A 22467-nucleotide genomic window follows, 5' to 3' on the forward strand; every position below is an offset into this window, starting at 1 on the left:
AGCTTTGATAATTGTTAAAATTATAAATGTTAATATCCGATTTATATATTACATTACCAAAATTGGAACGCTTTTTGAAATAGAACTTCAAAATAAATTCTTTAACTGGTTAACATACATAATTATGAGAAAAATAAATTTATTATTAGGAGCATTTTTGACCATATTCTTTATTTCGTGTGAAGGTCCACAAGGCCCTCCTGGCTTGGATGGGTTTGATGGAGCGAACGGTGAGGACGGAATTAATATTCTAGGACAAGTGGTAGATATTGAAGGGTCATTTACACTTGACAATGATTATTCCATATTTTATGAATTTCCACAAAGTATAGAGGTTTTTGAAACCGATGTTGTCCTTGTCTATATACTTTGGGACCAAACCGAAGACGATAATGGAGAGCCTGTGGATATATGGAGGTTGCTGCCACAAACAAGAATTTTAGATCAGGGCTTATTGCAATATAACTATGATTATACATTTTTTGATGTTAGCATATTTCTAGAATCAGATTTTGACCTTGAAACACTACAACCTGGTGACACTGACAATCAAGTATTTAGAATTGCGGTTTTACCCGCAGAATCCACAACAGGTAAATTAGATACTTCTAATATTACTTCTGTAATGGCACATTTGGGCATTAACGAGGAAGATGTTCAGAAAATACAAGTAGACTAATTCTTAGTTTAATAAAGTATTAAAACTAAAATGCCTCTGAAAACAATTCAGAGGCATTATTTTTGTATTCAGATCAAACCTAAAACCTTTTTAGTTTCTTTACGTATCTATAACACTGAAAGGAGATACTATTTTAACGACTAAAATAAAAAACAGTAAAATGAGATTACATTATATCTGGGCCATAATGGTGCTACTTACAAGTTGCAAAGGCAATTCACAAGAAAAAAAAGAAACATCCCCAAAGCAAGCCGAACAAAAAAAAGAATTCAAAATTCAGAAGACAAAAGCTGAATGGAAAAAGGAATTGACCGATGCGCAATACTATGTACTTCGAGAAGCGGCTACAGAAAACCCTTTTACCAGCGAATTGTTAGACAATAAGGAAAAAGGCACGTATGTCTGTGCAGCCTGTTCCACCCCTTTGTTTAAAAGTGAAACCAAATTTAAATCGGGCACAGGGTGGCCAAGCTTTTACCAAGAAATTGAAGGCAACGTAGCTTATGAGAAAGATTATAAATTTAATACGATAAGAATAGAAGAACACTGTGCCACATGTGGTGGACATTTAGGTCATGTGTTTGAAGATGGTCCTGCACCTACGGGTCTAAGACATTGCATAAACGGGGTGGCCTTGAAATTTGTGCCGGAAAAATAAACCAAATTACCAATGGTCAAAATTAGTAAAGACTGGCATGCCAACTATGATATATATCTAATAGCATAGCCTACAGTTACATACCTACCGCAATTACAGTATTAACGTCATATTTTTAAAACGTTTTACAAAATCCCGTTTTGGTTTTGTACTTTTGCCCTTCAATTTCAAACATCAAAAAAATCAAAATATGAGCACTTTCGACATTATTGTTTTAGGTAGTGGTCCAGGAGGATATGTTACTGCAATTAGAGCTTCACAATTAGGGTTTAAGACCGCCATTATTGAAAAAGAAAGTCTAGGCGGTGTTTGCTTAAATTGGGGCTGTATTCCTACTAAAGCACTACTGAAGTCTGCACAGGTATTTGAGTACCTAAAGCATGCAGATGATTATGGAATAAAGGTAGATAATGTGGACAAGGATTTTGATGCTGTTGTAAAAAGGAGCCGTGGCGTTGCCGAAGGAATGAGCAAAGGTGTCCAGTTTTTGATGAAAAAAAATAAAATTGAGGTTATTAAAGGCTACGGAACCCTAAAACAGGGCAAGAAAATTTCCGTTAAGGCCGAAGATGGGTCCGTAACTGAGTACAGTGCCAACAATATCATCATTGCCACCGGGGCAAGAAGTCGTGAGCTTCCAAGCCTTCCGCAAGACGGTAAAAAAATCATTGGCTATAGGGAAGCAATGACCTTGGACAAGCAACCTAAGAAAATGATCGTAGTAGGTAGTGGTGCCATAGGTATAGAATTTGCATATTTTTATAATTCTATGGGCACAGAGGTTACCGTAGTTGAATACTTACCTAATATAGTACCCGTAGAGGATGAGGACGTATCCAAACAACTGGAAAGAAGCTTTAAAAAAGCAGGTGTAAAAATAATGACCTCAGCAGAAGTTACTTCTGTAGATACCTCTGGGGATGGAGTAAAAGCTACCGTAAAAACCGCTAAAGGTGAGCAAATCCTTGAAGCAGACATTGTACTTTCTGCAGTAGGTATTAAAACAAATATTGAAAATATTGGATTGGAAGATGTTGGTATTGCCACTGATCGCGATAAAATTCTTGTGAACGATTTTTATCAAACCAATATCCCAGGTTATTATGCCATTGGTGATGTTACCCCTGGTCAGGCATTGGCACACGTAGCCTCTGCCGAAGGTATTATCTGTGTAGAGAAATTAGCGGATATGCATGTAGAACCATTGGATTATGGCAACATACCTGGTTGTACGTATTGCTCTCCTGAAATTGCTTCGGTTGGACTAACGGAAAAACAGGCCAAGGAAAAAGGTCTGGATATCAAAGTTGGTAAATTTCCTTTTTCTGCAAGTGGTAAGGCAAAAGCTTCCGGTGCTTCAGATGGTTTCGTAAAAGTAATTTTCGATGCTAAATACGGCGAATGGTTAGGATGCCATATGATTGGCGCCGGTGTTACCGATATGATAGCTGAAGCTGTATTGGGACGCAAACTGGAAACTACGGGCCATGAAGTCCTTAAGGCGGTACACCCACACCCAACAATGAGTGAGGCGGTAATGGAAGCGGTAGCTGCAGCTTACGATGAAGTAATACATCTATAACCCAAAAAAATAAATAAGGCATGTTAAAACTATTTCGAGCAACGGCAATTTTAGAAGGTATCTCCTATTTGGCGTTGTTCGGAATTAGTATGCCCTTAAAATATTGGGCCGAAATTCCTGGACCAAATAAAATTACAGGCAACATACATGGTATTTTGTTTATTGCCTATATTATTTTGACCGTAGTTGTGGGGCTCAAATATAAATGGAGCATTAAGAAACTACTTATTTTTGGTATTGCCTCTTTATTACCTTTCGCTACTTTTTACGTAGAAGAGAAATATCTAAGAAAACAAAATGCCATTCAGCATTAATCTGCCAAAGTGAACTTATATATCTTTCCATCAAAACTACAGAGATAAAGTTCTTTATCTGCATCTATCCCAAATGAGGATATACTAAGACCGGATTCCGTTATCAATTGGTTGTTACCGGATTTATCCAATGCCCATATCCTACCGGAAATAAAATCCCCATATACATAGTACCCATTTAATTCCGGTACATTATTCCCCCTATATACGTAACCTCCGGTTACAGACTTATCATTGTTTTGATGGCCATATTCATATAGTGGAAGTATTGTACCATCAACAGCACAATCAGCCTCTTTATAACATGATGTGCCTTCTAACAAATTCCAACCATAATTTCCTCCTTTTTCTATTAGGTTGATCTCTTCCTTCTGATCTTGCCCTACATCACCGGTCCAAATTGTATTATCCTGTAAGTCAATGCTAAACCTCCAAGGATTTCTTAACCCATAGGCAAATATTTCGGCCCGTGCATCTTCAGTATCAACAAAAGGATTATCAGCAGGTATGGCGTACTCCAGACCAGCATCTTCATTATCGACGTCTATTCTTAAAATTTTGCCTAAAAGATTCCCCAAATTCTGTGCGTTGCCATCCGGATCACCTGATCCACCACCATCACCTGAAGCAATATATAGGTAACCGTCCGTACCAAAGGCCAATTGCCCTCCATTATGATTGGTATACGGTTGCGGTATGCGTAACAATATTGTTTCACTTGTTGAGTCTACTTGGTTAACGTCACCTTCAGAAACCTTGAACCTAGAGACAACCGCCTCCGAAGTATTTGGGGTATAGTATACAAATAGAAAACCGTTAGCACTATAATCCGGATGAAAGGCAAAACCTAACAATCCCAATTCATTTTCCGTAGCAATTTGTCCGGAAAGATTTAAAAACGTTGAAGTCTCCGATACGCTTTCCTCATTTTGAAAAACTTTAATCAAACCGCCCTTTTCAGCTACAAAAAGACGATCGGTGCCATCATTAGGGTTTTGAAGGTCTAAAGGACTTGTAAAATTTAAATTTGAAAATGCATTTGTAAATTCTACGGTATTCTGCGGAATTGGTGTAAGGGCCAAATCAGTTTCATCACTACATGAGAAACTTAAAGCAGATATGATGCCAGCAAATAAAATACCTAATCTTTTCATAGTAGTCATTATTTTACTACTATGTACGTAATACCGGATTTGAACAGATGTTAAAGAAAGCTAATATTTATTCCTTTATAAAACTTTGAATGGCCAGGTCATAACTTTTGAGCCCAAAACCTAATATTACTCCATTGGCACCGGCAGAAATATAAGATACATGTCTAAAATCTTCCCGTTGATGGGTGTTGGATATATGGACTTCCACCACAGGAGTCTCTACGGCCTTAACTGCATCACCAATACCAACAGAGGTATGCGTATAAGCTGCTGCATTTAAGACAATGCCATCATAAGAAAAGCCTGTTTCCTGAATTTTGGAAATTATCTCCCCCTCAATGTTAGACTGAAAATATTCTAATTCCACGTCCTTAAACCTAAATTGAAGTTTTGTAAAATAATCCTCAAAAGTTTCTGCACCGTACACTTCCGGTTCTCTTTTTCCCAATAAATTTAAATTTGGGCCATTGATAATGATAATCTTCATGTACCAAAAGTAACAAATGTTGCTCTAACTATACGTAAGAAATGGTATAAGTATACCTGCAGAAATTGCAAGAAAATTTAACGACGGGTTCTATACTTTGGCTCAAAATTATACACTAAGCCCAAAGTAATGGTAGTCCATTTGGCCTGGTCTAAATTTATATTGGTGTAAGAAAGATTTACTTCTGAACTTGAACTTGTTAAATAAGCTATGGTTGGCCTATAATAAACCCCGCCATCATTACCATCATTTATTCCCATGGCCCATCCTGCATTACCACCAAAAGAAAAAGAATTGGACGTCCAGAAACGAACACCCGCGGATAATGGTAAAAATTGAACAGGCTCCAAATCAGAAAGGGGTATGGTAGATTGGTACTTTTCCGCAAATCCGTGAATATACCCAACAGCAGGGCCAATATCCACTACTTCTCCCAACGGGTACATATAAGAAGCGTCTGCCCCTAGCACAACACTGACCGCATCATTAAATTCATTTAGCGGTAAACCTGCTTGTACACCCAATTTAAACCCTTCCTGTGCACTTAGTTGAAATACCGTTAACACAAAGGAGATGATTATGCCTACTTTTCTCATATGTAATTTATTGATTTTGCTATGTCTTGAACGTTTTCTCATGCATATTATTATATCCGATCCGGTCCAAGCTTTGTAAATGCTATAAATTATCAAGATGATTATCTTTAAGCCATGATTTGGAAACATGCCCTTAAAGACTATACGGTTTATTTAAAATTGGAGAGAGGTCTATCTGACAATTCTATACAGGGCTATACAAGGGATATAGAAAAATTAATGATTTTTTTAGATACCAGGTCCATCACCATAGGTCCTTTAGAGATAGATAAGGCAACGGTGCAGCAGTTTGTGTATGAAGTTGCCAAGGTAGTTAACCCTAGGTCACAAGCACGAATTATATCTGGGCTCAAAAGTTTTTTCTCCTATCTAATTTTTGAGGATTACAGAAAAGATAATCCTATGGATTTAATTGAATCTCCTAAAATAGGCAGAAAATTACCAGATACTCTAGCCGAAAAGGAAATAGATAATCTAATTGGCGCTATAGACCTTGGTACACCAGAAGGGGAACGCAACCGTGCAATTTTAGAAACTTTATACGGGTGCGGTTTACGGGTTTCTGAACTAATTAACCTGAAGATATCCGATTTATTTTTTGAGGAAGGCTTTATTAAGGTTACCGGAAAAGGAGACAAACAGCGCTTTGTGCCTATTAGCTCCGTAAACATGAAATATATCAATATTTATAGAAATGAAATTAGGGTTCATTTAAATATAAAAGAAGGATTTCAGGATATACTGTTTTTGAACAGAAGAGGAAGACAACTTACACGAGCCATGATATTTACAATCGTAAAAAACTTGGCCCAAGAAACGGGATTACAGAAAAATATTAGTCCGCATACTTTTAGACATTCATTTGCAACCCATTTATTGGAAAATGGTGCAGACCTACGCTCCATTCAACAAATGCTGGGCCATGAAAGTATTACCACCACAGAAATATATATGCATGTGGACCGTTCTCATTTGGCCGATGTTATGAACACGTATCACCCCAGAAAGGAATATTAAAATTTCCACTTGCTACCAACGGTATACACTGACGGCATTTCTATTTGGGACTCTCCAAACATGCCTATATTACTTTTATTTAACTGCACATTACTTTTAACCTCTATCATAAAATTTTTATCTACATCATATCCAGCCCCAGCCACAAAACCCAAACGATATGGGGCATTCAAGAGCTCACGACGTTCAGTAGCTACCTCAACATCCATCCCGGATAGAAGGTAAAATTTCTCATTTATGTACCCTTTACCTATAATAGAAGACCTAAACCTCTCCGTATACATATACGTATCATAAAACCCCTGAAGCTCTAATTGTATGCCATTTAAACCATATAGGACCATGAAAGATTTATGTACATCATTATTGGCCGAAACGGGATACGAATGACCTGTAATTGAAAAACCAGATAAATTTGATAGGGAATTGGAAACCGGTGGTTCTTCTTCGATTTGAGCAATAATAGAACCAATGGAAAATAATAAGCAGCTCAATAAAATTCCAAGGCTATGAAGTTTCATTTCTGATGGATTTTACTTTGAAGTTACCTTTATTTCAACAAGTAAAAAAAATCTTATAAAAATTTTAACTGTCTTTAAATTAACCCACTACAACCGATGACCAGCTGTTCATTAATCCTTAAACTGGCTATAATCTCTTTTGTAAGGGCGGATAATAAGTCTTGCCTCCCTATCAAATCTTATATAATTATACACCCAATTAATAAAAACGACCATTCTATTTCTAAAGCCTATCAGAAAAAATAAGTGTACGAACATCCAGACAAACCATGCAAAAATACCTTGAAAACGGTAACCCTTAATATCACATACGGCTTTGTTTCTACCTATGGTTGCCATACTGCCCTTGTCATTATATACAAAGGGTTTCATAGGTTTATGTTCCAATAATTTGACCATGTTCTCCCCTAACAGCCTTCCTTGCTGAATGGCCGGTTGGGCAACCATAGGGTGTCCACGTGGGTTATCTTCCGTAGCCATACATGCAATATCACCAATTGCAAAAATTTCCGGATAACCAATTACTTGGTTAAACTCGTTAACCTTAAGCCTATTTCCTCCAGCCAAAACATCGGCAGCGTCCAAACCTTTGATACTTGCCCCTTTTACCCCAGCAGCCCAAATTACCGCTGCGGACTGAAAGACCAAATCTGTTTTGGTGGTAACCGTTTTGCCGTCATACCCGGTTACGCGTACGCCTTTCCATACCTGTACGCCCAATTCCTCTAAAAAGTCCTCGGCTTTTTTGGAGGCTTGGCTACTGAAACCTGGTAACAGGCAATCTCCCCCTTGTACTATATTTATTTGTGCCCTTCTAGTATCCAGATCCGGATAATCCTTAGGTAATATCCCTTTTTTAATTTCCGCCAATGCTCCTGCAAGTTCAACTCCCGTTGGCCCGCCACCAACGATGACAAAATTCATTAAAGCATCACGTTCATGATAATCATCCGTTAAAAGGGCCTGTTCAAAATTTTCCAAAATCAAACTTCTTAAATTAAGCGATTGTGGAATAGACTTCATGGACATGGCATGATGCTCTATTTCTGTATTACCAAAGAAATTTGTCTCTGACCCTGTTGCGACTACTAAATAGTCATAGGATAGATCTCCGATATCCGTTTTTATCTTTTTATGTCCTGGGTCTACCTCGGTTACTTCTGCCAAACGAAAGTAGAAATTGTCATATCCAATAAGCACTTTACGCAATGGATACGCTATGGAGTCTGGCTCCAATCCACCTGTTGATACCTGATATAAAAGGGGCTGAAAGGTATGGTAGTTGTTTTTGTCCAACAATACTACCTGTACTTCCTTTTTGCTTAATTTCTTTGCGAGGGAAACTCCCCCAAAACCACCACCTATGATTACGATTCTAGGATAGCTTGAAAGTGGTATGTTCATAGTTTTTAACTTGACGGCAAAATTAATCAAATGGACTACTACTTTAAAATAATATTCTCTTTTTAGTATCTTTAAGGCCTAACTCAAATAACTGACATCATGCGAAAAACCCTTATTTTATCGATATTACTCGGCGCCACCTTCCTATCTGTGAGCGCGCAGAAAAGTGAAAAGGAAGTACTTCAAAAATTAGAGCAAAAAAGTAAGGAATACGGAATTATAGCTCAAAATATTTGGGATTTCGCAGAAATGGGCTACCAGGAAGAAAAAAGTGCGGGTCTATTGCAAGAGACCTTGGAAAATGCCGGCTTTTCCATAACCAAAGGTGTCGCCGGTATCCCGACCGCCTTTATTGCGGAATATGGCAGCGGAAGCCCTGTAATAGCTATTTTGGGAGAATATGATGCTCTACCGGGACTTTCCCAAAAAGCGGTTGCCGAAAAAGAATCTGCGGACAAGGCTGCAGGCCATGCCTGTGGACACCATTTATTCGGTACCGCGTCTACCGCAGCGGCCATCTCTACCAAAGAATGGTTGGCAGCCAACAAAATGCAAGGTACCATACGTTTTTACGGCACACCTGCGGAAGAAGGTGGATCAGGAAAGGTATATATGGTCCGTGAAGGACTTTTTAACGATGTAGACATTGCCCTGCACTGGCATCCGGGAGCGCAAAATGCCGCAAGCGCAGGTGCCGCGCTGGCAAACAAATCAGCAAAATTTAGATTTCATGGTATTTCCGCTCATGCCGCAGGTTCCCCAGATAAAGGAAGATCCGCCCTTGATGGCGTAGAGGCAATGAACATTATGGTCAACATGATGAGGGAACATATACCGCAAGAGGCTAGAATTCACTATGTCATAACTTCCGGAGGTAAAGCGCCCAATGTGGTACCAGATTTTGCAGAAGTTTACTATTATGCCCGTCATAATTCCCGTAATGTTGTCATCGATATTTTTGACAGAATGGTTAAAGCGGCAGAAGGCGCAGCACTGGGTACGGGTACTACAATGGATTATGAAATGATCGGTGGCACCCATGAACTCTTACCCAACCTAACCTTACAAAAACTTGTTCATGATAACTTAACGGAAGTTGGTGGTATAGCATACACGGCGGAGGAAAAAGTATTTGCCGATAAAATTGCCAAAACATTGGGAATGGAAAAGGCAGATCTTAATGTTGCCAAAAATATACAGCCATATAAAACCGAAGCAAGGGCCTATGGTTCTACAGATGTGGGCGATGTTAGCTTTACGGTTCCTACCGTTGGTTTTGGTACGGCCACTTGGGTTCCCGGAACTCCCGCCCATAGCTGGCAAGCGGTTGCGGCCGGCGGTACATCTATTGGCAATAAAGGTATGATGGTTGCGGCAAAAACTTTGACCAAAACCGCTATGGACCTATTTAAGGACAAAAAATTGGTGGAGCAGGCAAAAACAGAATTTTTGGAAAACAGAGGGGCTGATTTTAAATATATCCCACTTTTGGGCGATAGGGCTCCAGCATTGAATTATAGAAACTAAAATTCATTCAACTTTTTAAAAATGTCCAAGGTAATCCTTGGACATTTTTAATTTTCGTAAAATTGATGTAACAAAAAAAACTTTTGTTAGACTAATTACGTAATAACCACCAACCACTAGTGAACAAAGAACTGGAACACAAATTTGTGACGGAGCTGCAAGACAATCAAAATATTGTCCATAAGGTGTGTACACTATATACCAATGACCGCGATTCTCACAACGATCTGTTCCAGGAAATTACCATTCAACTGTGGAAAGCCTATCCCAAATTTAGGGGAGATGCAAAGTTTAGTACATGGATGTATAGGGTTGCCTTGAATACGGCAATAACCCTCTATCGTAAAAACAAAAAGAGAATTGATACGGCGAATTATGAATCCGTAATTTTTAAGATAAAGGCAGATGAATATGACGAAACAGAGGAACTTCAGTTAAAATTGATGTATAAGGCCGTAAAACAGTTGGGCGATGTCGATAAAGCGCTAGTATTTCTATACTTGGAAGATAAAAATTATACGGAAATATCAGATACATTGGGTATTTCAGAAGTAAATGCGCGTGTTAAAATGAACCGTATCAAAAACAAATTAAGAACCATTTTGAATCCATAATATATGACGGATGAACTGGAATTATTGAAGAAAGATTGGCAAAACAAGGAGTTTAACGTTCCTAAGCTAAGCTATGAAGATATTCATAAGATGATTTGGAAAAAATCCTCATCTATCGTAAAATGGATATTGATCATTAGTATTTTGGAATTTTCCGTTCCCCATCTTCTTTACTTATTCCCTTCCATGAGAGAGGGCATGGAGGTTTATGAAAAAATTGGTGTTTCCCAATATCTATTTGGACTATCTGTATTTATTTATACCGTTGCCCTATATTTTATCTTTCAATTCTATAAAAGATTTAAGGAAATTTCCGTTCTGGACAATTCTAAAAACCTGATGAGGAAGATTATAAAGACCAGAAAAACGGTGAAACATTATGTTATCTTTTCCTTGTCCATGATCATGGTCACGATCATAATCATGATTATAGGTGTTTACCTCAACGATAATATTGCACTGGCATTCCCTGAATTCAAAGAAGGATTGGCCAATGTATCTCAAGAAAAGCTTAAAATTACCATTATGCTAGCCATTGGTATTTTTGGAGTAGTACTCACATTATTTATGGGAGGGGTTTATTTTCTTCTATATGGCCTACTCCTAAGAAAGCTAAAAAAGAACTATACGGAACTAAGACAATTGGAAATTTAAGGTGTTTTCCACTTTCGCTGCTTGTTCTCTTCTTCATAGGCCAAAAGGTCCGCTTTTGAGATTACCTTTAAGAAGGACGGATGTTGTTCTATGGCATATTCCAATTTTTCTATAATGGACTCTGAAGTTTCATTGTCATAATCTATATGTAAAGGTTCTTTGATGACCATGGATTGAAGTATACCTTTTTTCTTTATACGCAGCCCTTTCTTATCAAACGAACGTCTAAAACCATCAATTACAACAGGAACCACTACCGGTTTATATTTTTTGATGATATGAGCGGTGCCCTTTCGTAGCGGTTTCCAAGGTGTTGTCGTACCTTGGGGAAAAGTAATGACCCAACCATCGTTCAAGGCCTTGCCTATATTTGAGATATCGCTCATTTTAACCTGGCGCTTTACATCCTTGCCCTCTGACCGCCATGTTCTCTCTACACTGACGGAACCCGCATAGGCCATGATCTTTGTCAACAGACTTTTTCTCATTGTCTCCGCGGCCGCAACATAATACATATTCAGTTTTGGTTGCCATATGTAGCCTAAATTCTTAATGGAATCTTCCCTACCGCTTAAACTTGCATTGAACACATGAAACATTGCCACAACATCCGCAAAATAAGTTTGATGGTTACTTACGAATAGCACATTCCTATCCGGTAAATTCCTAATAATTTCAGAACCTTCAATCTCCAGCGTATTAAAACGTTTATACCGCTGATGCGAAAGCATCGCCAAAATACGGATAAGCCATTTCTTTAAAAATAAATTATGCCCAAAAGGGTTTGTTTTAAATAATCCCATAGATGCTAAAATAAATAATTAAGCTTATATCACTTGCTTTAATAACTCTTTAATCTCGCTCAACATCATTGCTGTTGCCCCCCAAACAATATACCCATTTAATTTAAAGGCAGGTACTTCAATATTGGAGGCATAAGACGTGGTCAACTTTTTTGTTACGATTTTTTTTTCATCCATAAAATCGAGCAAGGGCACCTCTAAAATTGTCTCTACTTCCTCATCCTGCTTACGAAAAGGTTTTGGTTCTTTGTAAAGTCCCATATAGGGTTGTACCATAAAATTGCTGGGCGGTATAAAAATAGTGGACAATTCTTTCACCACCGTTACATCTTTTGGCTCTACCCCTACTTCCTCATGTGTTTCGCGCAATGCGGTGTTTAAAAGCCCATTATCATTTCTTTCCGCCTTTCCGCCTGGGAAGCCAACTTGATTGGAGTGTACGCCTTTGTATGTTTTACGCAGAATAAGCAAAAGGTTCGTTTTTTTTTCTTCGGATGGATAAAACAAAGCCATTACCGCTGCTTTCCTAGGATTTTTTTGTGTCAGGTTTATTTGTTTTAAGTCCGCTACACGACCTTGTGGAGCCATTTTATATTGCGAAGCCTCACCTGGTAGCGGTAAATCTTTTATTTTTGAGACCTGATGTTCAAATAAATTAAAATCCATGACCCTAGCTAAATCCTATTTATATATTATTGTGGCCGCCCTGTTAACAATAAGTTGCAAAGATACCGCTAAGAAACCTGAAAGTCCAATTATTAACACGGAGACACGCATAGATTCCACAAAAATTAAAAGCGACTCCCTTGCCAAACAAGAGGAAGAAAGTTTTGAACTTACAGAGGACAACGCCATTGATTTTTTCTATGAATACCAGCAAGATTTAAAGGCCAATAAAGTAAAGATTACCACCAGTTTGGGCAGTTTTACGGTTGAACTTTACGAAAATGTGCCCTACCACCGTGCCAATTTTATTTATTTGACCCGCAAAGGTTATTTTGACTATACCCAATTTCATAGAGTGGTCAAAAACTTTATAATTCAAGGAGGAAATTCTGATGACCGCAAAACAGGTAAGAAACGTAATGAAATTGGAAGATATTTACTACCACCGGACACCCGTAAGGGACATAAACACCATAGGGGCACCATATCTATGCCCAGCAGTGAAATGGACAATCCGCATATGCTAGCTTCCCCTTATGAGTTCTTTATCGTTGTTACCGATCCAGGCTCTTACCACCTAGATAATGAATACACTCCTTTCGGCAGGGTCATTGAAGGTATGGATGTAGTAGATAAAATAAACAATCAACCTGTTGGTGAGGGTGACTGGCCCATGCAGAACATTTACATTACCAAAGCGGAGGTCATTGAATAAGAGATATAGAAAAATCTACGATAACTTACATACTCTACGTCAAATGTGGAATGACGAGCCTATACATGGTCTTTCATGTTTTACATAAAAATGTAAAACATCTTATCAATTATATTTCCCGATAAATATTGGGCAATGAAATTTTGAATTTAACGGCCAGTATACGCATGACAATAATGGTCAATATAGCCAATGAATGGGCTATGGTATTACTTATAACTGGAAATTGTATCAGTAAAAAATATACCAATCCACCTAAAATACATACGGTAGCATAAATTTCTTTTCTAAATATAACTGGTATTTCATTGCAAAGAATATCACGGATCACACCACCAAAACATGCTGTTATTGTACCTAACGCTATACACATTACCGGTGATAGATCTGCCGCAATCCCTTTTTCTACACCGGCCATGGTATACAGACCTATACCAATGGTATCAAACAAAAAAAGAGATTTTCTGACGTATTTTAGCTGCTTTACAAATAGTATGGCCAAAATAACGGTAAGCACAATGACCAAAATATGTATAGGCGCATTTAACCACCCTACGGGTCTAATACCAATTAACAGATCCCTTAAAGTTCCACCCCCAACTGCAGTTACGAAAGCGATAATCAACACTCCAAAAACATCGAGTTTTTTTTCCATGGCCACCAATACCCCAGAAATTGCGAACGCAATGGTTCCTAATATATCTATAATATAATAGAACATAAGCTATAGTTGTTGGGTAAAGTAATTATAGTCTTTTAAAACGGTTTCTAAATATGGTTTATCATATAATTCTGAATTGGTCAATAAAATACTATCCACTTTATCCCTCAACATTTTTAATGTCTTATAATCATTACTCTTTTTGGCTATACGAAACGTTTCCTTGATCAGCCGTACATCTTTGTCCGTCAGCATGGTAACATTTGTAAATACGGGCACATAAGTATCTTCTACCTCTTCCAAAATGGTATGCGATACTTTTGTTTTTTGTTTTGTACTAATGACCACCGTTCCTGCAGCGGCATCTCCCAAACGTTGTTTCCTGTCAGAAAATAAAATGGTCAATATACCTATTGCACCCAAGAACAACCAAATATCTACCAATCTTAACATCCATCGTGTAAGATAATTGCTCCAATGTACAGGTGAGCCATCTATTTTCACCACCCGTATTTTCATCAACATTTTACCAACAGTTCTTCCATTAAATATGATATGCATTAACAAACTATAGAACATGGCAGGCAGAAAAATAAGTGCTACCAATCCACGTTGTGTCCATCGGTCATCATACACATATCCTATGGCATCTCCTATCAGATTTACCAACATGGAATACAAATAAAGAATAAAAGCATCTATTAAAAATGCTAAAATTCGTTCACCAATACTGACTATGGTATAATTAAGATTAACATTTTGCGTTGTATTGATTTGGAGGTTATTCATTAAGTCTTAAATTTAACAAGGTAAATACTATATATGCGCGAAGCTGCTTTTGTAAGGCAAAATAAGGAAAAATGGATCGCTTTTGAAAAGGCTATCGCCCTTGGCCGCAATACAAACCCCGATGAGCTAGCCAATGGTTACATTCAATTAACCAATGATTTGGCATACGCGCAAACCTATTACGCAGAAAGTAAGACTTTATTGTATTTGAACGAACTTGCTGCGCAGGCCCATCAAAAAATATATAAAAACAAAAAAGAAAACCGCAATCGGATTGTTGATTTTTGGCGAACGGAATTTCCGTTGTTCTTCAGACAATATCATAAAACAATGGGTATTGCATTTTTGATTTTTATTGTGGCATCTGCAATTGGAGCACTTTCTGCCCTGAACGACACTACGTTTGTCCGATTGATATTGGGCGATGCATATGTTAACGAAACCTTGAACAATATTGCAAACGGGGACCCGGCAGCAATCTATAAGGGCGGAAGTGAAATTGGAAGTTTTCTTGGAATAACTATTAACAATATAAGGGTCGCATTCCTAGCTTTTAGTTTTGGAGTTATTACCAGTATAGGTACCGCATATATACTTTTTAGCAATGGGGTAATGTTAGGGGCCTTTATTACCTTCTTTTACACAAAAGGTGTTTTTTTTGAAGCCAATAAACAAATTTGGCTACACGGTACTATAGAAATCTCGGTAATTATTATTGCCGGATGTGCTGGTTTAATTATGGGCAACAGTATTCTTTTTCCAAAAACATACTCAAGACGTATTTCTTTTATGAAAGGTGCCAAAGATGGGTTAAAGGTTGTTGTGAGCACCATTCCTTTCTTTATCCTTGCAGGCTTCATAGAAGGTTTTATAACTAGATATACCAATATGCCTAATTGGTTGGCAATATTAATTATAGCGGCCTCGTTGTTTTTAATTGTATTCTATTATTTGGCATACCCTATTATTCTTAACAAAAAATATGAAAGACAACTACATACCACTGCGGGTAAACCGTGATTTTGGAGAAATTATATCCGTTTATTTTGATTTTTTTAAACAGAACATTAAAAATTTCACCAATGTATTTATAAGTTATAACGGTCTATTCATGATCGGCCTTTTGATCGCAAGTTATCTTTTGGTATCTGGAGTTATAGGATTAATTGCTTTTGAGACCAATAATAATTCTTTCTCGGACTCTATGGGTTTTGAAGATAACTATTACATCTACCTTGTTATTGGCAGTGGACTTTTTTTCATCATTTTTATTTTGGTGGCCATTCTTAACTATTCGTTATCCACGAGCTACATGATCAAATATGAGGAAAAGAAGAACAATATGTTCAACAAAAAGGAAGTTTGGGCATTTGCAAAAAGCCAGTTGGGAAATATTGTCCTATTTATTTTACTACTGATCCCTATTTACCTGGCATTTATGATAGTAGCCATTATGATGGCCATAATACCCATTCTTGGCATGTTTGCCCAATATATTGTTCAATTCTTTGTTGCCGCTTGGATCGGGGTTTCTTTTTTTGATATGCTGAACAAACAAAAAGGAGCAATAGATGCTTTTGGTGAAGGGTGGCGATTAGTAACCAAAAACTTTTGGAAATCCGTAGGGGTAAATTTTATCTTGGGCTTATTACTTGGCCTTTTGCTAATGCTTACCCTAATGGTACCGGGTATAATTTTAGGCATTTACACCTTTCATGTTGTAGAAAATGATGTTGATTTTGCCAACTCAATTGTAACTACCGTAGTATATACCATAGGTACCTGTTGCATCTTGATAACGGCAGTCTACGGGCAATGCCTTTCTCAATTTGTAAATGGTATCCTATATTATGCATTACATGAAAAAACGTACAACGAACATACCAGGGCCACTATTGAACAAATAGGACTAAACGATTAATTTGAAGTATAGATTATTGCTAATATTATGGGTACTGCATTACTATTGCGCTTTTGGGCAATTAGGTGATATAGCGGACGTTCCTATAGATTCCACTTCCACTATTAAACCAAAGGAGTGGACAGAGGATTTGTCCCAAAAATATACAGGAGAAGAATTCAATTACCAAATCAAAACCGGAGAATCCCAAAATTTACTTGCGCGCTTTATTACGTGGATAGGTCAAGGATTGCAACGTGTATTCGGCATAGAAATATCACCTCAGGTGCTTCAGGTTATTGAACACATCATCTATTTACTTATGGCAATACTGGCCATTTATTTATTGGTCAAAGTTCTTACCAACGAAAGCTTCAATTCCATTTTTACCAGAAAGGCCAAAAATTTGGGAACGGTAAATCTTACTGAAGAACATATAGAAACTATAGACTTGCACAAACTGCTTCAAGATGCATTGCAAGTCCAAAATTATAGATTAGCAATTAGATATCAATTTCTTTTAACGTTACAAAATCTTTCGAAAAAAGAAATTATTAGCTGGCATTTTGAAAAAACAAATTCCGATTACTTATCCGAAATCAAGGAAAAAAACCTTAAGCAAGGATTTAAAAAGGTTAGCTACTTATATGATCATATATGGTATGGAGAGCAAGAGATTGACATTGACAGGTACGACCAGTATACAGTGGAATTCAATTCTATAAACCAATTAACAACAGTATAGATTTGGGTAAACGTTCAAAAATAATACTAGGTCTTTTAATAGCGGTACTAATAGGTATCATAGCTACAGAGATCGTACGTCCCAAACCTATTAACTGGAGGCCTTCATTCACCTCTAGTTCAAAAATACCTTTTGGGTGCTACGTACTTTATCAGGAATTGCCCACACTTTTTCCAGATAGTAAAATAGAAACGGTAGAGGAAAGTATTTATAATGTTTTGACCACCCGTGATTCCAGTAAGATTTCCACTTATATAGCAATTAACAATATGCTTTCTTTTGACAGTCAAGAGAGCAAGCAATTATTGAATTATGTAGCTAAGGGAAACCAAGTCTTTATTGCTGCCAACAATCTTTATGGGATGTTAGCAGATACCTTGAACATTGAGATGGAAAGATATTATGATTTCAAGGAAGATACGGCCAGTGTTAGTTTGACCAATACACGTTTTAAAACTGCACAGTTTAGGTTTGAACGAGGTGCGGACCCTGTATATTTCACTAGTGTGGACACTTTAAATACTGAGATACTTGGCCATATCAGTTTTACCGAAAAATCATTTCTACCAACGGAAATGGATACATTAAAAAGTAAACCTAACTTTATTAAAACAGCTTTTGGTAACGGCCATTTTTATATCAACACATTGCCGGCAGGGTTCAGCAACTATTATTTATTAAACCGCTCCAGCAATTATAGTGCGCAAAGCCTGTCTTATTTGACCAACGATTATCTGTATTGGGACGATTATAAAAAATCCGGGAGAAAGATAATAACTTCTCCCATGCGGTTTGTTTTGAACCAACCCGCATTAAAATGGGCTTATTATCTTACAATCTGTGCGTTGCTGTTATTTGTGATTTTTAAGGCAAAAAGAGAGCAGCGTATCATACCTATTGTTTCTCCATTGGAAAATTCCTCGGTAGAATTTGCAAGAACGGTTGGGACGCTTTATCATCAAAACAAGGATTACACCAATCTAAACCATCAAAAAATCAATTATTTTCTATCCTTTATTAGAAATAGATATTTTGTTAATACCGCTATATTGGATGAACCATTTATAAGGACCTTGGCCAATAAATCCGGTAATAGTATCAACGACACCAAAACATTGGTTACCCTTATATTAAACTTAAAAAACAAACCTATACATACAGAACAGGATACGGTTACCTTATCTAAAAAAATTAATGCATTTAAAAAATCTTATGGAAGATAATTTACAAGAAAACACTCCACAGGAGTTTAATTCACGAATAGATTTATCCCAACTTCAAGAGGCCGTCGCCAAAGTAAAAACCGAATTGGGCAAAGTGATTATTGGACAACAAGAGATGATAGAATTATTGATCATTTCTATCCTTGCCAATGGGCATTCCTTAATTGAAGGTGTACCCGGTGTAGCCAAAACAGTTACCGCAAAACTTTTGGCAAAAACAATGAACGTAGAGTTTAGCCGTATACAGTTTACGCCAGATTTAATGCCCAGTGATATTTTAGGCACCTCTATATTCAATGTCAAGACTTCTGAGTTCGAATTTAAGAAAGGACCAATTTTTTCCAACATTATTCTTATTGACGAAATAAATCGTGCACCGGCAAAAACCCAGGCAGCCTTATTTGAAGCCATGGCCGAACGCCAAATTACCATTGATGGACACGAATACCCTATGCAACCTCCATTTTTGGTTTTCGCAACGCAAAATCCTGTAGAACAAGAAGGCACATACAGATTACCGGAAGCTCAATTAGATCGCTTTTTATTTAAAATCAATGTACGGTATCCATCCTTGGAAGAAGAGGTGCGTATCTTAGAGACCAAACATCAACAAAAGAACAATGATGTTGAACTCATGGTCCAATCCGTATTGTCCGCCAAGCAAATTGCGGAATATCAAAACACCATCAAGGATATCATCGTTGAAGACAACCTTTTAAAATATATTGCGGCAATTGTCAATAATACAAGAACAAATGCCAATCTATATTTAGGAGCATCTCCAAGGGCCTCCATTGCCATATTAGATGCCTCCAAAGCTGTTGCCGCAATCAACGGCCGTGATTTTATAACCCCAGATGACATTAAAAAAGTAGTGTCCCCTATTCTATGCCACCGTATAATCCTAACTCCTGAAAGGGAAATGGAAGGACTTACTGCTGAAAAAATGATTCAAGATTTAGTGCAGACCATTGAAATCCCAAGATAAAGGATTGTGAAAAAAATTTTTAAAAATATATACTTACAACCACGCTTTTTTCTGCTTTTGGCGGGCATTGTTACCTGTTTTCTATTGGCCTATATTTTTGAAAATATCATGGTCGTTGCCAAATCATTGTTTTATGTGTTTATTGCTTTTTGCATTGTGGACATCCTCCTTTTGTTTATTTCAAAAGGTAATGTAAAGGCCCAACGCATTCTGGCAGACAAGCTATCCAATGGAGACGAAAACGGTATCGATATTATAATAAACAACTATTATTTTTTTAAAATAGATATCACCATTATAGATGAGCTGCCTTTTCAATTTCAAAAGCGTGATTTTAAAATTATAAGTTCAATAAAAAGTGGCGGAAAAAAAACATATTCCTATTCCTTAAGACCTGTGGAAAGAGGTGTCTATGCGTTTGGGAACTTGAACATTTTTTCCAGTTCTCCCATTGGGCTATTGACCCGTAAATACACTTATGACCAAGGGCAGGAAGTGCCGGTATATCCTTCTTTTCTACAGCTAAGAAAATATGACCTATTAGCTTTTAGCAATAAACTATTTGAGCATGGCCTTAAAAAAATTAGGAGAATTGGCCATACAATGGAATTTGAACAAATTAAAGATTATATACAAGGTGACGATATTAGAAATATCAACTGGAAAGCTACTGCCAAGAAAAATCAGTTAATGGTCAACCAGTTTCAAGATGAAAAGTCACAACCAATCTATTCCATCATAGATAAAGGCCGTGTTATGAAAATGCCGTTTAATGCATTAAGTCTTTTGGATTATGCTATAAACGCTACATTGGTCATTAGCAATATTGCCCTTAAAAAAAATGACAAAGCTGGTATGTTTTCCTTTAGCAATAAGGTTGAGAACAGAGTGGTTGCAGAACGCAGAAGTGCCCAAATGAACTTGATTTTGGAAACACTTTACAACCTTACCACCAATTTTGTGGAAAGTGATTTTAGCAGGTTGTATATTGATATCAAAAGAAATATACCGCAACGGAGCTTATTACTATTATATACTAATTTTGAAACCCTAGATGCCTTGCATAGGCAGCTTCCTTATTTACAAGCAATTGCAAAACAACATTTATTGGTTGTCATCTTTTTCAAGAATACAGAATTACTTTCGTTTGCCGGCCAAAAGGCTATTAGTAGCAAAGATATATTTGAGCAAACCATTGCTGAAAAATTTATATACGAAAAAGAGCTCGTGGTCAACGAACTGCGTAAATATGGTATCCAAACAATTTTGACCAAACCGGAAGAACTTACACTCAACACGATCAATAAATATTTAGAGATCAAGGCTAAAGGCCTCCTATAACCCTACCTTAATAAATAGGCGGCCTGTAGCACAGCCGTAATATCACGTGAACCCGCTTCAGGATTTGATGGTAAATTAAGATTCGGTATTTCACTATTTTCTACGACCAAGCAGCCACAATATTTGCCTCCCCCGGTCCTTCTTCTAGTATTGCTGGTCAGTACATCCAACGCCAAACCAGATACTATTCCGCCCAAAGTCGTAAACAGGACATCCCTTCCTTCAAATGAAGCTCCCCTGGGTTGATCGTACAAGGTTTCCTTTGCCATTGCCGCACCAAAACTACTGCCCACGGCACCCACCCAGGTCCAACCCCTTTTTCCATCAAAAATCTTATGAGCGGCATAGCCCCCAACACCTCCTATGACAATTCCCGCTCCAAAATGCTTGACCGCATCATCACTACCTTGGGCCTTTAATTGAAAAAACATAAGCAATAAAAGCGTACTTAACATAACGTGTTTCATTGTGGGAACTTTATTTTATTTGTCATTAAAATTTTAAAAATAGACTGCAAATTTATACTATCAATAAACAATTTCAATAGGTATAACCCTACCTTTATTCATTAAAAAAATAGCCCTTTACAAAATGGACCAAGTAATTTTTTACTACCATATACGACCAATATCATACATAAATAAAGCACATGAAAACTATATATCACGAAGCAAAAACTAGAGGCCATGCAGACCATGGATGGTTAAAATCTTATCATAGTTTTAGTTTTGCAAACTACCATAATCCGGAACGTATGCACTTTGGCGCCCTAAGGGTCCTTAATGATGATGTAGTGGCTGCCGGCCGTGGATTTGGCACACATCCCCATCGTAACATGGAAATTATTTCAATACCATTGCAGGGAGACCTTAAACATATGGATGATATGGGTAATTCAACGGTAATTAAACAAGGTGACATACAAGTTATGAGTGCCGGAAGTGGCGTATCGCATAGCGAATTCAATAAAAACAACGACCAAGAAGTAAAGTTTCTGCAAATTTGGATATTCCCCAATCAGTCTGAAGTAACCCCACGCTACGGGCAAATTTCCATTTCTGATAAAGAGGTCGCCAATGGTTTAACGCAAATAGTATCTCCCAATACCGACGACGACGGAGTGTGGATTCATCAAGATGCATGGTTTTATATGGGCAGTTTTAATATGGAAAAATCAGGAAATTACAAACTTAAAAACAACCATAATGGCGTATATGTGTTTGTATTGGATGGCGAATTAGAAATTAATGGGCAGTTACTGCAAGCAAGGGACGGTTATGGCATTTGGGAAACGGATTCATTTTCTTACCACATAAAGTCCAAAGCTAAAGTTTTATTCATGGAAGTTCCTATGCAATTCTAATCTTATCCAAGGTTTAAATAGTTACCATATCCTTAAAAGAAATTAGAGATTAAATATGCATTGTTT

26 protein-coding genes are annotated in these 22467 nt (G+C 37.3%); 16 read left to right on the forward strand and 10 right to left on the reverse strand.

The window, feature by feature from the left end; genetic code table 11:
- Window positions 1-124 precede the first annotated feature (124 nt).
- From JM81_RS06025 to JM81_RS06040, 4 genes are all read left to right on the forward strand, one after another.
- A complete protein-coding gene (locus JM81_RS06025) occupies window positions 125-679 on the forward strand; it encodes a collagen-like protein (protein ID WP_144801381.1) in 555 nt (184 codons plus the stop codon).
- Between the two features lie 160 nt (window positions 680-839).
- A complete protein-coding gene (gene msrB / locus JM81_RS06030; protein ID WP_144801382.1) occupies window positions 840-1337 on the forward strand; it encodes a peptide-methionine (R)-S-oxide reductase MsrB in 498 nt (165 codons plus the stop codon).
- Window positions 1338-1527: 190 nt separating this feature from the next.
- The gene (gene lpdA / locus JM81_RS06035) at window positions 1528-2919 is read left to right on the forward strand and encodes a dihydrolipoyl dehydrogenase (RefSeq protein ID WP_144801384.1); all 1392 of its coding nucleotides are present in this window, start codon (window positions 1528-1530) and stop codon (window positions 2917-2919) included.
- A 20-nt stretch (window positions 2920-2939) separates the two neighbouring features.
- Window positions 2940-3233 (forward strand): DUF3817 domain-containing protein, encoded by a 294-nt coding sequence (locus JM81_RS06040; protein WP_144801386.1) that lies wholly within the window; start codon window positions 2940-2942, stop codon window positions 3231-3233.
- Here JM81_RS06040 and JM81_RS06045 read toward each other — a convergent pair.
- From JM81_RS06045 to JM81_RS06055, 3 genes are all read right to left on the reverse strand, one after another.
- Window positions 3230-4387, reverse strand: a complete 1158-nt coding sequence (locus JM81_RS06045) for a PQQ-dependent sugar dehydrogenase (protein ID WP_144801388.1) — start codon at window positions 4385-4387, stop codon at window positions 3230-3232. The two genes, JM81_RS06040 and JM81_RS06045, sit on opposite strands and share 4 nt — an antisense overlap.
- A gap of 67 nt (window positions 4388-4454) precedes the next feature.
- Entirely contained in the window at window positions 4455-4874 is a 420-nt protein-coding gene (gene aroQ / locus JM81_RS06050; RefSeq protein ID WP_144801390.1) for a type II 3-dehydroquinate dehydratase, read from the reverse strand.
- Between the two features lie 77 nt (window positions 4875-4951).
- The gene (locus JM81_RS06055; RefSeq protein ID WP_144805595.1) at window positions 4952-5470 is read right to left on the reverse strand and encodes an outer membrane beta-barrel protein; all 519 of its coding nucleotides are present in this window, start codon (window positions 5468-5470) and stop codon (window positions 4952-4954) included.
- A 114-nt stretch (window positions 5471-5584) separates the two neighbouring features.
- Here JM81_RS06055 and xerD point away from each other — a divergent pair, with 114 nt between their 5' ends.
- Window positions 5585-6487 carry a site-specific tyrosine recombinase XerD gene (xerD, locus tag JM81_RS06060; RefSeq protein WP_144801392.1) on the forward strand — a complete coding sequence of 301 codons (903 nt, stop codon included), beginning with the start codon at window positions 5585-5587 and terminating at the stop codon, window positions 6485-6487.
- Here the strand turns inward: xerD and JM81_RS06065 are convergent.
- Together JM81_RS06065 and JM81_RS06070 are read right to left on the reverse strand one after the other, a co-directional pair.
- Window positions 6484-7008, reverse strand: coding sequence for a hypothetical protein (locus JM81_RS06065; RefSeq protein ID WP_144801394.1), 525 nt, complete (start codon window positions 7006-7008; stop codon window positions 6484-6486). The two genes, xerD and JM81_RS06065, sit on opposite strands and share 4 nt — an antisense overlap.
- A 111-nt stretch (window positions 7009-7119) precedes the next feature.
- On the reverse strand, window positions 7120-8412 hold the full coding sequence (locus JM81_RS06070) for an NAD(P)/FAD-dependent oxidoreductase (protein WP_089262902.1): 1293 nt from the start codon (window positions 8410-8412) through the stop codon (window positions 7120-7122).
- A 99-nt stretch (window positions 8413-8511) separates the two neighbouring features.
- On the opposite strand from JM81_RS06070, the gene JM81_RS06075 reads away from it, so the two are divergent.
- The 3 genes from JM81_RS06075 (at window position 8512) to JM81_RS06085 (ending at window position 11207) form a co-directional block, all read left to right on the forward strand.
- Window positions 8512-9939, forward strand: a complete 1428-nt coding sequence (locus JM81_RS06075; protein ID WP_144801396.1) for an amidohydrolase — start codon at window positions 8512-8514, stop codon at window positions 9937-9939.
- 119 nt (window positions 9940-10058) lie between these two features.
- A complete protein-coding gene (locus JM81_RS06080) occupies window positions 10059-10553 on the forward strand; it encodes an RNA polymerase sigma factor (RefSeq protein WP_144801398.1) in 495 nt (164 codons plus the stop codon).
- 3 nt (window positions 10554-10556) lie between these two features.
- Entirely contained in the window at window positions 10557-11207 is a 651-nt protein-coding gene (locus JM81_RS06085; protein ID WP_089262896.1) for a hypothetical protein, read from the forward strand.
- Here JM81_RS06085 and JM81_RS06090 read toward each other — a convergent pair.
- Window positions 11204-12010, reverse strand: a complete 807-nt coding sequence (locus tag JM81_RS06090) for a lysophospholipid acyltransferase family protein (protein WP_144801400.1) — start codon at window positions 12008-12010, stop codon at window positions 11204-11206. The genes JM81_RS06085 and JM81_RS06090 overlap by 4 nt on opposite strands.
- A 24-nt stretch (window positions 12011-12034) precedes the next feature.
- Complete coding sequence (locus JM81_RS06095) at window positions 12035-12676, reverse strand: NUDIX hydrolase (RefSeq protein ID WP_144801402.1); 642 nt, start codon at window positions 12674-12676, stop codon at window positions 12035-12037.
- Here JM81_RS06095 and JM81_RS06100 point away from each other — a divergent pair.
- A complete protein-coding gene (locus JM81_RS06100; protein ID WP_144801404.1) occupies window positions 12675-13391 on the forward strand; it encodes a peptidylprolyl isomerase in 717 nt (238 codons plus the stop codon). The two genes, JM81_RS06095 and JM81_RS06100, sit on opposite strands and share 2 nt — an antisense overlap.
- 109 nt (window positions 13392-13500) lie before the next feature.
- Here the strand turns inward: JM81_RS06100 and JM81_RS06105 are convergent, their stop codons facing one another.
- Complete coding sequence (locus JM81_RS06105; RefSeq protein ID WP_089262888.1) at window positions 13501-14112, reverse strand: trimeric intracellular cation channel family protein; 612 nt, start codon at window positions 14110-14112, stop codon at window positions 13501-13503.
- A gap of 3 nt (window positions 14113-14115) precedes the next feature.
- The gene (locus JM81_RS06110) at window positions 14116-14841 is read right to left on the reverse strand and encodes an RDD family protein (RefSeq protein WP_144801406.1); all 726 of its coding nucleotides are present in this window, start codon (window positions 14839-14841) and stop codon (window positions 14116-14118) included.
- Window positions 14842-14874: 33 nt separating this feature from the next.
- Between JM81_RS06110 and JM81_RS06115 the strand changes: the two genes are divergently transcribed.
- The 6 genes from JM81_RS06115 to JM81_RS06140 are packed head-to-tail and all read left to right on the forward strand — an operon-like array spanning window position 14875 to window position 21038.
- A complete protein-coding gene (locus JM81_RS06115; protein ID WP_144801408.1) occupies window positions 14875-15861 on the forward strand; it encodes a stage II sporulation protein M in 987 nt (328 codons plus the stop codon).
- Window positions 15824-16762 (forward strand): hypothetical protein, encoded by a 939-nt coding sequence (locus JM81_RS06120; RefSeq protein ID WP_144801410.1) that lies wholly within the window; start codon window positions 15824-15826, stop codon window positions 16760-16762. Before JM81_RS06115 ends, JM81_RS06120 begins: the two co-directional genes overlap by 38 nt.
- 1 nt (window position 16763) lies before the next feature.
- A complete protein-coding gene (locus JM81_RS06125) occupies window positions 16764-17486 on the forward strand; it encodes a hypothetical protein (RefSeq protein WP_144801412.1) in 723 nt (240 codons plus the stop codon).
- A 2-nt stretch (window positions 17487-17488) separates the two neighbouring features.
- Complete coding sequence (locus JM81_RS06130) at window positions 17489-18709, forward strand: DUF4350 domain-containing protein (RefSeq protein WP_186435539.1); 1221 nt, start codon at window positions 17489-17491, stop codon at window positions 18707-18709.
- Complete coding sequence (locus JM81_RS06135) at window positions 18699-19697, forward strand: AAA family ATPase (protein WP_261374976.1); 999 nt, start codon at window positions 18699-18701, stop codon at window positions 19695-19697. Before JM81_RS06130 ends, JM81_RS06135 begins: the two co-directional genes overlap by 11 nt.
- 6 nt (window positions 19698-19703) lie before the next feature.
- Window positions 19704-21038, forward strand: a complete 1335-nt coding sequence (locus JM81_RS06140; RefSeq protein ID WP_144801417.1) for a DUF58 domain-containing protein — start codon at window positions 19704-19706, stop codon at window positions 21036-21038.
- A 2-nt stretch (window positions 21039-21040) separates the two neighbouring features.
- On the opposite strand, the gene JM81_RS06145 is transcribed toward JM81_RS06140, so the two are convergent.
- On the reverse strand, window positions 21041-21505 hold the full coding sequence (locus tag JM81_RS06145) for a hypothetical protein (RefSeq protein WP_144801419.1): 465 nt from the start codon (window positions 21503-21505) through the stop codon (window positions 21041-21043).
- A 182-nt stretch (window positions 21506-21687) separates the two neighbouring features.
- Here JM81_RS06145 and JM81_RS06150 point away from each other — a divergent pair, with 182 nt between their 5' ends.
- Entirely contained in the window at window positions 21688-22401 is a 714-nt protein-coding gene (locus JM81_RS06150) for a pirin family protein (protein WP_144801421.1), read from the forward strand.
- Window positions 22402-22467: the final 66 nt, after the last annotated feature.

Source organism: Maribacter sp. MAR_2009_72 (assembly GCF_007827235.1).
GTDB classification, from domain to species: domain Bacteria; phylum Bacteroidota; class Bacteroidia; order Flavobacteriales; family Flavobacteriaceae; genus Maribacter; species Maribacter sedimenticola.

Coding starts and splice junctions, on each gene's coding strand:
- JM81_RS06025 (WP_144801381.1), top strand. CDS start 125: ATGAGAAAAATAAATTTATTATTAGGAGCATTTTTGACCATATTCTTT.
- msrB (WP_144801382.1), top strand. CDS start 840: ATGAGATTACATTATATCTGGGCCATAATGGTGCTACTTACAAGTTGC.
- lpdA (WP_144801384.1), top strand. CDS start 1,528: ATGAGCACTTTCGACATTATTGTTTTAGGTAGTGGTCCAGGAGGATAT.
- JM81_RS06040 (WP_144801386.1), top strand. CDS start 2,940: ATGTTAAAACTATTTCGAGCAACGGCAATTTTAGAAGGTATCTCCTAT.
- JM81_RS06045 (WP_144801388.1), bottom strand. CDS start 4,387: ATGAAAAGATTAGGTATTTTATTTGCTGGCATCATATCTGCTTTAAGT.
- aroQ (WP_144801390.1), bottom strand. CDS start 4,874: ATGAAGATTATCATTATCAATGGCCCAAATTTAAATTTATTGGGAAAA.
- JM81_RS06055 (WP_144805595.1), bottom strand. CDS start 5,470: ATGAGAAAAGTAGGCATAATCATCTCCTTTGTGTTAACGGTATTTCAA.
- xerD (WP_144801392.1), top strand. CDS start 5,585: ATGATTTGGAAACATGCCCTTAAAGACTATACGGTTTATTTAAAATTG.
- JM81_RS06065 (WP_144801394.1), bottom strand. CDS start 7,008: ATGAAACTTCATAGCCTTGGAATTTTATTGAGCTGCTTATTATTTTCC.
- JM81_RS06070 (WP_089262902.1), bottom strand. CDS start 8,412: ATGAACATACCACTTTCAAGCTATCCTAGAATCGTAATCATAGGTGGT.
- JM81_RS06075 (WP_144801396.1), top strand. CDS start 8,512: ATGCGAAAAACCCTTATTTTATCGATATTACTCGGCGCCACCTTCCTA.
- JM81_RS06085 (WP_089262896.1), top strand. CDS start 10,557: ATGACGGATGAACTGGAATTATTGAAGAAAGATTGGCAAAACAAGGAG.
- JM81_RS06090 (WP_144801400.1), bottom strand. CDS start 12,010: ATGGGATTATTTAAAACAAACCCTTTTGGGCATAATTTATTTTTAAAG.
- JM81_RS06100 (WP_144801404.1), top strand. CDS start 12,675: ATGACCCTAGCTAAATCCTATTTATATATTATTGTGGCCGCCCTGTTA.
- JM81_RS06095 (WP_144801402.1), bottom strand. CDS start 12,676: ATGGATTTTAATTTATTTGAACATCAGGTCTCAAAAATAAAAGATTTA.
- JM81_RS06105 (WP_089262888.1), bottom strand. CDS start 14,112: ATGTTCTATTATATTATAGATATATTAGGAACCATTGCGTTCGCAATT.
- JM81_RS06110 (WP_144801406.1), bottom strand. CDS start 14,841: ATGAATAACCTCCAAATCAATACAACGCAAAATGTTAATCTTAATTAT.
- JM81_RS06115 (WP_144801408.1), top strand. CDS start 14,875: ATGCGCGAAGCTGCTTTTGTAAGGCAAAATAAGGAAAAATGGATCGCT.
- JM81_RS06120 (WP_144801410.1), top strand. CDS start 15,824: ATGAAAGACAACTACATACCACTGCGGGTAAACCGTGATTTTGGAGAA.
- JM81_RS06135 (WP_261374976.1), top strand. CDS start 18,699: ATGGAAGATAATTTACAAGAAAACACTCCACAGGAGTTTAATTCACGA.
- JM81_RS06145 (WP_144801419.1), bottom strand. CDS start 21,505: ATGAAACACGTTATGTTAAGTACGCTTTTATTGCTTATGTTTTTTCAA.
- JM81_RS06150 (WP_144801421.1), top strand. CDS start 21,688: ATGAAAACTATATATCACGAAGCAAAAACTAGAGGCCATGCAGACCAT.